This window comes from uncultured Intestinimonas sp., from assembly GCF_944387245.1.
Taxonomy (GTDB): Bacteria; Bacillota; Clostridia; order Oscillospirales; family Oscillospiraceae; genus Intestinimonas.
On sequence record NZ_CALXEE010000012.1, the window covers coordinates 1 to 12,818 of the forward strand.

The following is a 12,818-nucleotide window of genomic DNA, read 5'->3' on the forward strand; positions in this document are numbered from 1 at the left end:
TATCACGATGAGCTGGCTGAATTGCCCAATTGGGCAGGGCCCGTCCACTGGCACCCCGACTTTGAGATCGCCACCGCTGTAAGTAACGTCCTGGAGTACCAGGTGGGGCGGCAGCATGTGACGCTGAAGGCGGGCGACAGCATATTTGTCAACGGGAATGTGCTCCACAGAGTCAGACAGCTGTCCGGAGACCGTCCCGATCCCATCCCCATCATCCTCTTTTCCAGCGCCGCTGTGGCCCCCGAAGACAGCACCATTTATCAAAAATATATCCGGCCCGTTGCCCGGTGCGACGCACTGCCCTTTGTGGTGTTCCGGCACGGGGACCCGACCTGCGGCGGGGTGGGCCGGGTCATCCGGGACACCTACAGCCGCTTGGGAGAACCAACACCGTGCCATGAGATGGCGGTACAGCGCAACATCAGCCGCATCTTTGAGTATCTGTTCTGCCATTTTGACCGTTTCCCCAAATATGAAGCCACGCGGGTACAGATGAAGGGACAGATCCGGCTCCAAAAGATGCTCGCCTACATCTACGAGCACTATACGGAGACCGTCACCCTCCAGGACATTGCCGACGCCGCCCACATCAGCCGCAGCGAGGCGGGGCGCTGCTTCCAGACCTACATGGGGTGCTCCCCGGTGGAGGCGCTGATCCAGCACCGGCTCCGGGCCGCCCGCAGATTGCTGGCCGAAAAGACCCATACCCTCCAGGAGATCAGCTTTGCCTGCGGGTTCCACTCTGCAAACTACTTCAGCCGAAAATTCAGGCAGACCTATGGGTATGCGCCCAGCCAAAACAACAACTTGGGTAAATAGTGCTTTCTTTTGGCGCTCCTGTGCCTTTGCTTTGCCATGACAGGATGATATACTGCGATGCGAGAAATGACAGGTTTCACCTGGAAGGAGATCGCCATGGCAAGACAGAAGAACTACAAGAAAACACTGACAGCCTGCTACCTGGGCTTCGTCACCCAGTCCATATCCGCAAATTTTGCCCCGCTCCTGTTCCTGACCTTTCAGAGCACCTACGGGATTACCCTCGAAAAAATCGCCCTGATCCCCATGGTGTTTTATCTCGCCCAGCTGTTCATCGACCTTGCGGCCACCCGATTCGCCGACAGGATCGGATACCGTACCTGTGTGGTGGTGTCCCAGGTGCTGTCGGCGGTGGGGCTTGTGTCTATGGCCTTCCTGCCGGAGCTGCTCCCCGTCCCCTTCGCGGGCCTTCTGATTTCAGTGGTGCTCTATGCCGTCGGCAGCGGCCTGATCGAGGTTTTGGTGAGCCCCATTGTGGAGGCCTGCCCCTTCGAGCATAAGGACGGTATGATGAGCCTCCTCCACTCCTCCTACTGCTGGGGGGCGGTGGGGGTCGTCCTGGGCTCCACCCTCTTTTTCGCCCTCTTTGGCATCGAACACTGGAAGGTCCTGACGGTCCTCTGGGCGCTGCTGCCGCTGTACAACACGTGGAACTTCCTCCGCTGCCCCATCGAGCGGCTGGTGGAGGAGGGGAAGGGCATGAGCAGCGGCGAGCTGCTCCGGCTGCCCCTGTTCTGGCTCATCATCGTGCTGATGATCTGCACCGGCGCCTCCGAAGCCACCATGGCCCAGTGGGCGTCGGCCTTTACCGAGTCCGCCCTGGGCGTCTCCAAGACGGTGGGCGACCTGGCGGGGCCCGGCCTGTTCGCCATGTTCATGGGTATCTCCCGTATGCTCTACGGCAAATTCAGCCGGATGCTCGATCTGACCAGGGTCATGCTGCTCTGCGGCGCCCTGTGCGCCGGCTGCTATCTGCTGGCCGCCCTGTCGGCCTCCCCGGTGCTGGGCCTGGCGGGCTGTGCCCTCTGCGGCCTGGCGGTGGGCATCATGTGGCCCGGCTCCATCAGCATCTCCTCCCAGAAATGCCCCGGGGGCGGCACCGCCATGTTCGCCTTCCTGGCCCTGGCCGGGGACCTGGGCGCCACGGTGAGCCCCGCCCTGGTGGGCAGTTTTGCGGAGCTGGCGGGCGGCGATCTGAAAAAGGGGCTGCTCGTGGCCACGGCCTTCCCTGTAGTGCTCGTCGTTGGACTGCTGCTCCTGAAAAGGAAGGTCGATTAGGCGGCGGGTAGAAGGGATTTGCTCTGAGGAAGTGCCCAATAAGGAATCAGATGTGGGGACAAGAGGTGAGACAACGGGAACAAGGCTGCGACGGCGGCCATGCTGCCCCGGGTGTGAGGACAATTGGCGGCGCCCCCCGGCACGATGCCGGGGGGCGCTTTTGCCGTGCTTGGGTCCGTCTAGGACGAAGAATTCATATGCAAATACTTTGCTAGAATGTGGTAAAATGACCCTTCCAATCGACGCGAGGGGTATTTTTCTCCGGTTGTTGCGCTTTCCGCAAAAATATATAAATTATTACCGTGCTGCAGCATGTTGAGAAAGCTCACATACCGGCGGAGGCGAAGAACACACCTTTCCGGTAGCCTCTCCCCATGGGGGAAGGCAAGCCCGCAGATGGATCTTGGTTTCATAAAAGCTGAAGTTGTGATATAATAAATAAAAAAGTAACAGCCTGGATGGCAGAAGGGAGGTGTAACAATGTCTGAGGCTGAGCGGGATGTGCAGGAGATCATGGAGCTGACCAGCGCCATGATGAATCGTTATTATCATGACAACGATGTGGAGTTTGTGATCGCCCATCTGACCGACGACATCGTCTGGCTGGGAACGGCGGAGCACGAGTTTGCGGCGGGAAAGGAGACCGTGGCCGGTATCTTCCGGCGGTTTGCGGGCCAGGTTCCCACGTGCAACATCTCGGGGGAGGAGTACCGGGTGCTCTGCCTGGGGCCGGAGGCCTACCTGTGCAGCGGCCGGATGTGGATCGCCACCGACGCCTCCACCGGGATCAGTCTGCGGGTACACCAGCGCGTCACCATGGGTTTCCGGCGGGTCGGGGAGGGCCTGCGCTGCTGCCACATCCACATCTCCAATCCCTACGGTGAGATGGCCGACGACGACGTGGGCTTCCCCATAAGAATGGCGCGGCAGTCCTATGAGTACCTCCAGGAGCGGATCGAGGCCCAGAGACGGCAGATCGAGGCCCAGACCTCAGTGCTCCAGAGGATGAGCTACGAGGACACCCTGACCGGGCTCAACAACCGGAATAAATTCAACCAGGTGATGGACGGGCAGTGGGAGAGCGGACGGCTGGGGATCGCCTGCTTTGATCTCAACGGACTCAAGGAGACCAACGACCTCAGGGGCCACAGCGCCGGTGACGAGCTGCTCTGCAGGGTGGCCGGGGAGCTGCGGAAGGTCTTTGGGGACAGGGCCTACCGTACCGGCGGCGACGAGTTCGTGGTGGTGGACGACACCCTGGAGGAGGCGGAGTTCCGGGCCGCCGTCCGGGCCGCCGAAGCAGGTATGAAGGCGGCAGGGATCTGCTGCTCGGTGGGCGCCTCCTGGCGGGCCGGTTCCCTGCAACCCCGAGAACAGCTGGACGAGGCCGACCGGCTGATGTACGAGGAGAAGCGCCGCTATTACAGCGACCGTGCCCACGACCGGCGCAACCGCCCCAGGGCGCCCCGGCAGCAGGAAGAACCCGCCACTTGACTTTCCCGGGGGCCTGTGGTACACTCACACTGCAAATTTGATATGAGCATGTGTATTCGTCATCGGATGGATACTTTTAAGGTGCTTGAACGCATTCCGTAGATCTGAGAAGGAATGTGTTCAGGCACCTTTTTTGTTTTCATCCGGCAGCCATGCGGTCAGGAGGCAGCCATGAGCGTGAGAAAAAATGAATTTGCAGCCTATATCTCCCTGAGCATCCTGGGGATGCTGGGCTCATCGGGGACCATTCTGGCGGATACCTTCTTTGTGTCCAACCGGCTGGGGGCCGACGGCCTGGCCGCCCTCAACCTCTCCATCGCCGTGTTCGGCCTCATCAATGGCCTGGGCATGCTCTTTGGCATCGGCGGCGCCACCCGCTACACCATCTTCCGCTCCCAGGGGGACGGGAAGGGGGGCGACCGGGTGTTTACCGCCGCCCTCCTCAGCGCCCTGGTCACCGGACTGTGCTTCCTGTGCGCCGGCCTCCTCTGCCCGGAGACCATCGCCCGGGCCCTGGGGGCCGAAGGAGCCCTCCTCCCCATGTGCACGGCATATCTGAAGACCGTCCTCTGCTTTGCCCCCTGCTTCATCCTCAACCACCTCCTCATGGCCTTCCTCCGCAACGACGGCAACCCCAGGCTGGCCATGTGCGCCATGCTGGCGGGGAGCCTGGCCAACATCGCCCTGGACTACCTCTTCGTCTACCCCCTGGACATGGGCATCTTCGGCGCCGCCCTGGCCACCGGGCTCTCCCCCGTCATCGGCCTGGTCGTCTCCTCCCTCCACCTGGTCACCGGCCGTGCCCGGTTTCATCTGACCGGAGACGGCCTCAGTCTCCGGGAACTGGGCCGGAACGCCGGACCCGGCCTCTCCGCCTTCGTCAACGAGTGCTCCTCCGGCGTGGTGCTGGTGGTCTTCAACCTGCTGCTCCTGCGGAGCGCCGGCAGCACCGGCGTGGCCGCCTATGGCATCGTGGCCAACCTGGCCCTGGTGGTGCTGGCCGTCTTTACCGGCATGGCCCAGGGCATCCAGCCCCTGCTCAGCCGGGCCTACGGGGGAGGGGACCGGGCGGAGACGGCCGCCCTCCTGCGCCGGGGACTGGCCCTCTCCGGCGGGGTGGGGCTGGCCGTTCTGGCCGCCGCCCTGCTGGCAGCACCCACCCTGGTCTCCTGGTTCAACAGCGAGGGAGACCCCCTGCTCCAAAGCCTGGCGGAGGAGGGCCTGCGGCTCTACTTTGTGGGCTTCCTCTGCGTGGGCTATAACTACCTGACGGCGGCCTTCCTCAGCGCCACCGGACGGGCCGGAACTGCCTGCGCCCTCTCCACCTTCCGGGGCTGTGTGGGCATCACCCTGACCGCCTGCCTCTTCGCCTGGTGCTTCGGCGTCACCGGCATCTGGCTGGCCTTCCCCGCAGTGGAGCTGTCCACCGCCCTGCTGGGGCTTTTGGTCCAGCGCCGCCGCACGGCGGACGCCCCGGATGGTCTCTATGCCTGAGCCATAAAAACCATAAAAACCTATTGACATACTAGGAAATAGGTGCTAGGATAATGCACAGGAAAACACTAGGAATTAAAGAGGGCAACCTCTTCTGCATTGTCCGCTCCGGTTTGGGCGGAGAAAGGAAGCGAATACCATGCGTCACATCTATGCCGACAACGCCGCCACCACCAAGATGAGTCAGGCGGCCATCCGGGGCATGCTGCCCTATCTGGACGGCATTTACGGAAATCCCTCCAGCCTCCACAGCACCGGACAGGCGGCCAAAGAGGCCCTGGAGTCGGCCCGGGCCGTCATGGCCAGGGGGCTGGGCTGCGATCCCCGGGAGATCACCTTCACCTCCGGCGGCAGCGAGGCCGACAACCAGGCCATCCGCACCGCCGCCTGGCTGGGGGCGAAGAAGGGGAAGAAGCACATCGTCTCCACCGCCTTTGAGCACCACGCCGTCCTCCACACCCTGGAAGCCCTGGAGAAGGAGGGCTTTGCCGTCACCCTGCTGGACGTCCACGGGGACGGCCTCATCACGGCGGAGGAGGTGGCGGCGGCCATCCGCCCCGACACCTGCCTGGTGACGGTGATGTATGCCAACAACGAGGTGGGCACCGTGGAGCCCATCGCCGAGATCGGGGCGGTCTGCCGGGAGAAGGGGGTCCTCTTCCACACCGACGCCGTCCAGGCGGCGGGACACCTGGCCATCGACGTGGAGAAGGAGCACATCGACCTGCTCTCCCTCTCCGCCCACAAGTTCCACGGCCCCAAGGGGGTAGGTGTCCTCTACGCCCGGAAGGGCATCCCCCTCCAGAACCTCATCTACGGCGGCGCCCAGGAGCGGGGCAAGCGGGCGGGCACCGAGAACCTGCCCGCCATCATGGGCATGGCGGCGGCCTTTGAGGAGGCCCTGGCCGGGATGGACGAGCGGGCCGCTCACGTGACCGCCCTGCGGGACAAGCTGATCGACGGCCTGGGGCAGATCCCCCACAGCCTTCTCAACGGCCACCGTACGCAGCGCCTCCCCGGCAATGTAAGCTTCTGCTTCGAGGGCATCGAGGGCGAATCCCTCCTGCTGCTGCTGGACGACAAGGGGGTGGAGGCCTCCTCCGGCTCGGCCTGCACCTCCGGCTCCCTGGACCCCAGCCACGTGCTGCTGGCCCTGGGCCGGCCCCACGAGATTGCCCACGGCTCCCTGCGGCTCTCCCTCTCCCACGAGAATACCCAGGAAGAGGTGGACCACATCATCCGCTCGGTCACCGAGGTGGTGGAGTACCTCCGCGGCATCTCCCCGGTGTGGCGGGATCTCCAGAGCGGAAAACAGAATTTTGTCATCCAGTAAGAGAGGTGTAAGATATGGCACTTTATAGCGAGACCGTTATGGACCACTTCCGCAATCCCCGGAACGTGGGCGTCATCGAGGACGCCGACGGCGTGGGCGAGGTGGGCAACGCCAAGTGCGGCGACATCATGAAGATCTACCTGAAGATCAAGGACGACGTCATTGAGGACGTGAAGTTCGAGACCTTCGGCTGCGGCTCGGCCATTGCCTCCAGCTCCATGGCCACCGAGATGATCAAGGGCAAGCCCCTCAGCGAGGCCCTGGCCCTCACCAACAAGGCGGTGGCCCAGGCCCTGGACGGCCTGCCCGCCCACAAGCTCCACTGTTCCGTGCTGGCCGAGGAGGCCATCAAGAAGGCCATCCAGGACTACTATGAAAAGACCGGCGCGGACTACGACAAGAGCATTTTCCCCGCCTGTGACAGCTGCGACCACGGTTGCTGCCACAGCCACTGAACATCGCTTCACGCAGACCACGGGTCCAGTCCCCTGAAAAGGGGACGGGCCCGTGGTTTTTTGCATGGAAAGGGGGAAAATCACTGGTGACAAGGCGCCCTGGTATCTGCTATACTGAAAGGTACGACATCCCCCCACAGCGGGGCGGAGAACGGGAAAAGGAGGGCGGACCATGGCCGCTGTTTTGTACTATGAACCCCTTGTGATGATGGGTCCCGGCGCCATTGCCCGGGTGTGCGGCCGGTTCGGCCTGACGGTGATCCCGGTGCCCCGGGACCGGGTGGGCCAGACCGTGGGCTTTCTGGCGGGCTACCAGGGCTTTCCCGAGCGTCCGGAAAAGGAGAAGCCGCCGGAGGACCGGGTGCTGGTGTTCTGCGAGGTGGACCGGGAGACCCTGGACCAGGTGCTGGAGGCCCTGAAGGCCGACGGCGCCCCCACCTCCCTGAAGGCCATCCTTACCGGCACCAACGCCGGCTGGCCCTTCGCCCGCCTGGCCCGGGAGCTCTCAGCGGAGCACCGTGCCATGGGCGGGCGCTGAAAACTTTTTGATATGCCGCGCCGTCTGAGGAATGAGGGCGGCAGAGAGGAGCCGACGGCCTTGGATTATGATAAACTGCTGACCCTGAGCAGCGATCTGGGCTACCATCTCCTGCTCAGCGGTGCGGAGATCTACCGGGTGGAGGAGTCGGTCCACTACCTGCTCACCGCCTACGGGGTGGAGACGGGAGAGGTCTTTGTCATCCCCAACTGCGTCATCGTCAGCCTGACGGCGCCGGGCCAGAAGCCCATCACCCGGGTGCGGCGTGTGCCCGGCCACGGCACCGACATCAGCCGGATGGAGGCCCTCAACGACCTGTGCCGGCGGCTGTGCGCCTGTCCTCCCGATCTGGACCGGGCGGGCGAGGAGCTGGACGGTGTGATCCGGGAGGTTCACCGCACCCCCATGGCCGTGGAGCTGGCGGCCTATGTGCTCCTCACCTCGGCCTTCTGCCTCCTCTTCGGCGGCACCGCCCGGGACGCCTTCTGCGGCGGTGTCTGCGGTCTGGCCGTGGGACTGGTGGTCCCCTTCCTGGCCCGGCTGGGCACCAACCTCTTCTTCAAGGCCATGGTGGGCGGCTTTTTCTGCGGCCTGCTGGCCGCCGGTCTCACCGACCTGGGCGTGGGGGAGCACATTGACCTCATCATCACCGGCGCCATCATGGCCCAGGCGCCCGGTCTGGTCATCACCAACTTTATGCGGGACATCATGGCAGGGGATATGATGTCCGGCCTGGTGAAGCTGGCCGAGGCCCTGCTCACCGGTGCCGGCATCGCCCTGGGCACCGGTGTGGCCCTGAGCCTGGTGAGCGCGTTATGGGGGGTGCTGTGATGGAGCTGTTTCTGCCCTGTCTCTACGCCTTTCTGGCCTGCCTGGGCTTCTGCGTTCTCTTCCGCATCAACGGCCTGGGGGCGGTGCTCTGCTCCCTGGGGGGCGCCCTGGCCTGGCTGGTCTACCTCCTCACCGGGCCCATCATGGGGAACAACGATGTCATCCAGTATTTCTGGGCGGCGGTCTTTCTCTCGGCCTACGCCGAGGTCATGGCCCGGGTGCGCAAGTGCCCCGCCACCGGCTACCTGCTCATCGCCTTTATCCCCCTGGTGCCCGGCGCAGGCATCTACAACATGATGGACGCCGCCCTCCGGGGCAACACCCAGGACTTCCTCAACACCGGCCTCCACACCCTGAGCATCGCCGGTTCCCTGGCGGTGGGAGTGCTGGTGGTGTCCTCCCTGGTGCGGATGTACAGCATGCTCTAGCACCGGAGGCGGACGGAAAGGGGAGAGCAGCCTTGAGACGCTATGACATCGTCCTGCTGGACGCCGACAATACCCTTTTTGACTTCAACGCCGCTGAGGCCCAGGCCCTGGACGCCGTGCTGGCGGAGTTCGGCTGGCCCCGTGACGAGGGGACCAAACGGGCCTATCTGGAGATCAACCACGCTCTGTGGTCGGCCTTCGACCGGGGGGAGGCGGAGGAGGACTTCCTCACGGTGGAGCGGTTCCGCCTGCTGGGGGAGCGCCTTGGCCGGTGCGCCGACCCGGCGGAGATGAACCGCCGGTACCTGGACCACCTGGGGAAGTGCTCCCTGCTCCTTCCCGGGGTGGAGGCACTGTGCCGCACCCTGCGGGAGGCTGGCTGCCGCCTGGCCCTGGCCACCAACGGGGTGGCCAGGGTCCAGTACGCCCGGCTGGCGGGCTCCCCCCTGGCCCCCTACCTGGAGCGGCTCTTCATCTCGGGGGAGATGGGGACCCGGAAGCCGGAGCCGGCCTTTTTCCACGCCGCCCTCTCCGCCATGGGGGCGGAGGATAGAAAACGCTGCGTCATGGTGGGGGACGGCCTGGGCTCCGACGTAAAGGGGGCCCTATGTGCCGGCCTGGACGTCATCTGGTTCGCGCCCGGCGGCGGCACTGCTCCGGCGGAGCTGAAACCCACCTATACCGCCCGCTCCCTGGAGGAGGTCGGGCGCATCATTTGTTCCACACCTCGGAATACATAGAGAGGAGATCCTAGGCATGCAGAAAACTGCGGGGGCACCCGGCGCTCCCGAGCCCAAGAAGCGAGACCGGGAGGTGGGCCACCGGCGGCGGCTGGCCCTGAGCGCCCTGTTGGCCTGTGTGGCCCTCATCGGGGCGGTGTCCCTGGGGGCCCTGGCACAGTCCTCTGCCCCGGCGGAGGAGACGGCGGCCCCACCGGCTGGGACCCGTGCGGTGACGCCGCCGGAGGCCTCCGGGCCAGCCACCATGGAGACAACTGCCCCCGTACCGCCGGAGCCCACTCCCACCCCAACGCCCACGCCCACACCGGTGCCGGCCTTTGACTTCACCCAGCCCGCGCCGGAGAGGTTGCCGGTGGAGGACGACTGGTTCTCCGACGCCGTTTTTATCGGGGACTCGCGCACCGACGGCCTGCGGCTTTACAGCGGCATCCGGGGGGCGGACTTTCTGGCCTATAAGTCCCTCATGATTTTCCACGTGGTGGGCAATGACCGGGTGGACCAGCGGGCCGTACCCCTCAACGGCGTGGGTGACAAGAAGCTGGTGCTGGAGTGGCTGGACGAGAAGCAGTACGCCAAGGTCTACCTCATGTTCGGCATCAATGAGCTGGGCTATGGGGACGACGGCGCCTTCGCCGAGGCCTTTTCCCGGACGGTGGATGAGGTCCGGGCCCGGCAGCCGGAGGCCGTGATCTACATCCAGTCCCTGGTGCCCATCGAGCCGGAGAAGGCCTACAAGACCAACCCGGCCTCCTGGCTCAACAACGACAACGTGGCCCGGTATAATGAACTCCTCCGGCAGGTGTGCGCCGACAAGGGTGTGGTCTATGTGGATGTGGCCTCCGCCCTGGTGAACGATGCCGGAATTTTGCCCCCAGAGGGGACTACTGACGGCATCCACTTCACCCGGAGCTGGTATGAGAAGTGGTACGCCTACTTAAAGACCCACACCGTGGACCCGGCGGAGTATGCCGCGGGCCAGCCGGTGGCGGAGACAGAGGAGATGTCGCAATGAAAAAGCTGATGGTAGTGTTGACCGCCCTGACCCTAGCGGTATTAGCGGCCTGCGGCGGAAAAGATCCCGCCCCTTCGGGCTATGACCCGCAGACCACAGCGCAGGCTCTGCTGGATTCGGGTGCCTTTACCCAGGAGCTCTCCCAGTTGGATGCCGACCTGGTGTCAGCCTACCTGGGTCTGGAGAGCCAGCCGGAGGAGGCGGTGGTCTACACCTCCATGGAGGGAGGATATGAGGAGCTGGCTGTGCTGACCATGGCCGACGAGGGTTCCGCCGCCAGTGCCAAACAGGCGGTGGAGGAGCATGTGACGGCTCAGACCGAGACAGAGACGGAGGTTCAGTATAAGCCTGAGGATCTGCCCAAGCTGAAGGACGCCGTGATCCGCCAGGCCGGCAATACCGTGGTGCTGGTGGTGGCCGCCGACTATGACGCTGTCAGCACCGTTCTGGACGGCAATGGCTGAGCTTTTCGGAACGAAGTAGGGAGAATCCGCCCAAAATCAATAAAAATACCCCATTTTCCGGATAGAGGCAAACTCTGACCGGGAAATGGGGTATTTTTTCATTGCTTTTTCTCCGATTACACAGGGGGAGCGTTTAGAGAAGGGTGAGACTGGCTTTCAGAGTATAGGCGGTGTCAAAGAGGATCACAACCCAGAGCATGGGGGAGGAGAGCATATTGGCCGGCCGCAAAGGGGAGGATTGGGTGGAAAGCCACCGGGGCTGCTTTTTCTTGCGGGATACCAGAAGAAGGGTGCCCAGCAGGGCCACCAGAAAGCTGCCGAATACCAGGCACAGGAGGATAAGGGAACCCGCTGTCCCCGCCTCTTTGAGGAGGGGGAGGGCGGTAGATACCGTATTACCGGCAATGTGCAGGCAGATGGCGGCAGGCAGGGAGTAGCGGAGTGCGGCATATCCATAGATCAGACCACTCAGGCAGGCGGACAGGCCCTGATACAGATCGTGGTGCATCAGCCCAAAGCAGATCGATGAGAGGACCAGGGCAAAAAGGGCGCCATAAGGCCGGAGCCTGGAGAGCAGGACACCCCGATAGATAAGCTCCTCCAAAACAGGGCCCAGAAGACAGACATATATGGCCAGTATCGGTGAAAATGCCGATTCTGGGGCGGCGGCTGGCTGGGCACTCAGTCCCGCAAAGCGCAGAAGGCTATCCAGGCCTGGGGTAGAGAAAGAGACGACCAGTTTGAAGGTCATGTCCAAGCCGAACAGGTAGAGGAGGGCGGTTGCCCCGGGCCGTTCGGCGGCGGACCGGGAGGACCAGGGACTTTGGATGCGGCCATACAGGAGGACGGGAAAGGAGGCGAGACAGGCGCTGGCCAGGGTGGCAGCATCTGCCGGAAGGTGCAGCCGGGGAAACACAAGACGCTGCAAAAGGATAAAAATAACGCTATATGCCAGCAGGCAGAACCAGAGGGTGGAAGACCCCAGTCTTCTTTGGAGAAGCGTCACAGATGAAAACCTCCTGTAAAGCGCGTGCCAGAGCACAGGCTGAATTGATGATATGCAAATATAATAGCATAACGCAGAGGCGAGATTTTTTAAGATTCGAGAAAGGATCCTTTAAATTCGGAAGGACCGTCGTATGGAGGGAAAGAAAACGACTAGATGCGCCCGAAACGGCAGCATCTGGTCTTCTCCCAGCCCTTTGGTCCCGGACAAGGAGGGAGAGTCCTCACAGCTCCTCCTGGGCCTGGAACGACTGCATGGCCTGCTGGTCGGCCTCCCGCTTGTCCTCAATGGCTTCCTTCAGGAGCATATCCTTCACCTTCATGAGGCGGATGGTGTTGGAGCGCTCGTTCTCATCCAGCTTCATGGAGATATACTTGATGGACTCCTGCATCTGAGGGATCTTGACATATTCCAGGGCGTTGACCCGGCGGCGGGTCTTTTCGATCTCCTCCGCCAGGAGCTGGGCGGTCTTCTCCATCTCGGCCAGGCGCAGCATGTCCTGAAAGACGCCGGAGAGGGCGTCTACCGCGTCGTCCAATGCGCCGGAGGTAGCGGCAAAGCCGTAGGGGTACACGTCACCGGCGTCGGCGGTGCGGGTCTTGAAGTGGTACTGGGGCACGTTCACGGACATGATGTTCTGGAAGTCCATGGTGAGCTCCACAGACTGCTTGGGGTACATGAGGGATTGCTTGAGCATCTCGGTGGACATGAGGGCGCTGGCCACGGTAAAGGAGCCGTGGGCCGCCATGAGGGCGTCCTCCACCTTCTTCCGGAGGGCGCGGTTCTCCCGCACCACGTCCAGAAACTGCTTCATGAGCTCGTCACGCTTGTCCTTGAGCAGCTTGTGGCCCCGGATGGAGGTCTTGAGCCGGGTCTTGAGCCGGGTCAGCTCCTGCCGGGTGGGGTTCACATTGATGGCGGGCATA

At 63.3% G+C, this 12,818-nt stretch carries 14 protein-coding genes; 12 read left to right on the forward strand and 2 right to left on the reverse strand.

Annotated features, from left to right (window positions below; genetic code table 11):
- The 12 genes from Q0K15_RS03005 to Q0K15_RS03060 form a co-directional block, all read left to right on the forward strand.
- The coding region (locus Q0K15_RS03005; protein WP_294511958.1) for a helix-turn-helix domain-containing protein at positions 1 to 819 on the forward strand (819 nt) is incomplete at its 5' end.
- A 96-nt stretch (positions 820 to 915) separates the two neighbouring features.
- Positions 916 to 2,097 carry an MFS transporter gene (locus Q0K15_RS03010; protein WP_294511961.1) on the forward strand — a complete coding sequence of 394 codons (1,182 nt, stop codon included), beginning with the start codon at positions 916 to 918 and terminating at the stop codon, positions 2,095 to 2,097.
- 480 nt (positions 2,098 to 2,577) lie between these two features.
- Positions 2,578 to 3,591, forward strand: coding sequence for a diguanylate cyclase (locus Q0K15_RS03015; RefSeq protein ID WP_294511964.1), 1,014 nt, complete (start codon positions 2,578 to 2,580; stop codon positions 3,589 to 3,591).
- Positions 3,592 to 3,762: 171 nt separating this feature from the next.
- The gene (locus Q0K15_RS03020) at positions 3,763 to 5,085 is read left to right on the forward strand and encodes an MATE family efflux transporter (RefSeq protein ID WP_294511967.1); all 1,323 of its coding nucleotides are present in this window, start codon (positions 3,763 to 3,765) and stop codon (positions 5,083 to 5,085) included.
- Positions 5,086 to 5,224: 139 nt separating this feature from the next.
- Positions 5,225 to 6,418, forward strand: coding sequence for a cysteine desulfurase family protein (locus Q0K15_RS03025; RefSeq protein ID WP_294511970.1), 1,194 nt, complete (start codon positions 5,225 to 5,227; stop codon positions 6,416 to 6,418).
- Between the two features lie 14 nt (positions 6,419 to 6,432).
- Complete coding sequence (nifU, locus tag Q0K15_RS03030) at positions 6,433 to 6,873, forward strand: Fe-S cluster assembly scaffold protein NifU (protein ID WP_294511974.1); 441 nt, start codon at positions 6,433 to 6,435, stop codon at positions 6,871 to 6,873.
- A gap of 172 nt (positions 6,874 to 7,045) precedes the next feature.
- Positions 7,046 to 7,411, forward strand: coding sequence for a DUF3783 domain-containing protein (locus tag Q0K15_RS03035; RefSeq protein ID WP_294511977.1), 366 nt, complete (start codon positions 7,046 to 7,048; stop codon positions 7,409 to 7,411).
- Between the two features lie 60 nt (positions 7,412 to 7,471).
- A complete protein-coding gene (locus Q0K15_RS03040) occupies positions 7,472 to 8,242 on the forward strand; it encodes a threonine/serine exporter family protein (protein ID WP_294511979.1) in 771 nt (256 codons plus the stop codon).
- Positions 8,242 to 8,670, forward strand: coding sequence for a threonine/serine exporter family protein (locus Q0K15_RS03045; RefSeq protein WP_294511982.1), 429 nt, complete (start codon positions 8,242 to 8,244; stop codon positions 8,668 to 8,670). The genes Q0K15_RS03040 and Q0K15_RS03045 overlap by 1 nt, the downstream gene beginning before the upstream one ends.
- Before the next feature lie 32 nt (positions 8,671 to 8,702).
- Positions 8,703 to 9,410, forward strand: a complete 708-nt coding sequence (locus tag Q0K15_RS03050; RefSeq protein WP_294511984.1) for a YjjG family noncanonical pyrimidine nucleotidase — start codon at positions 8,703 to 8,705, stop codon at positions 9,408 to 9,410.
- Positions 9,411 to 9,426: 16 nt separating this feature from the next.
- Positions 9,427 to 10,422, forward strand: a complete 996-nt coding sequence (locus Q0K15_RS03055; RefSeq protein ID WP_294511987.1) for a GDSL-type esterase/lipase family protein — start codon at positions 9,427 to 9,429, stop codon at positions 10,420 to 10,422.
- Positions 10,419 to 10,886 carry a DUF4358 domain-containing protein gene (locus tag Q0K15_RS03060; protein WP_294511989.1) on the forward strand — a complete coding sequence of 156 codons (468 nt, stop codon included), beginning with the start codon at positions 10,419 to 10,421 and terminating at the stop codon, positions 10,884 to 10,886. The genes Q0K15_RS03055 and Q0K15_RS03060 overlap by 4 nt, the downstream gene beginning before the upstream one ends.
- A gap of 133 nt (positions 10,887 to 11,019) precedes the next feature.
- Here the strand turns inward: Q0K15_RS03060 and Q0K15_RS03065 are convergent, their stop codons facing one another.
- Both Q0K15_RS03065 and Q0K15_RS03070 read right to left on the reverse strand, forming a co-directional pair.
- Positions 11,020 to 11,637, reverse strand: coding sequence for a CPBP family intramembrane glutamic endopeptidase (locus tag Q0K15_RS03065; RefSeq protein ID WP_294512075.1), 618 nt, complete (start codon positions 11,635 to 11,637; stop codon positions 11,020 to 11,022).
- Positions 11,638 to 12,115: 478 nt separating this feature from the next.
- On the reverse strand, positions 12,116 to 12,817 hold the full coding sequence (locus Q0K15_RS03070) for a V-type ATP synthase subunit D (protein ID WP_294511991.1): 702 nt from the start codon (positions 12,815 to 12,817) through the stop codon (positions 12,116 to 12,118).
- Position 12,818 lies beyond the last annotated feature (1 nt).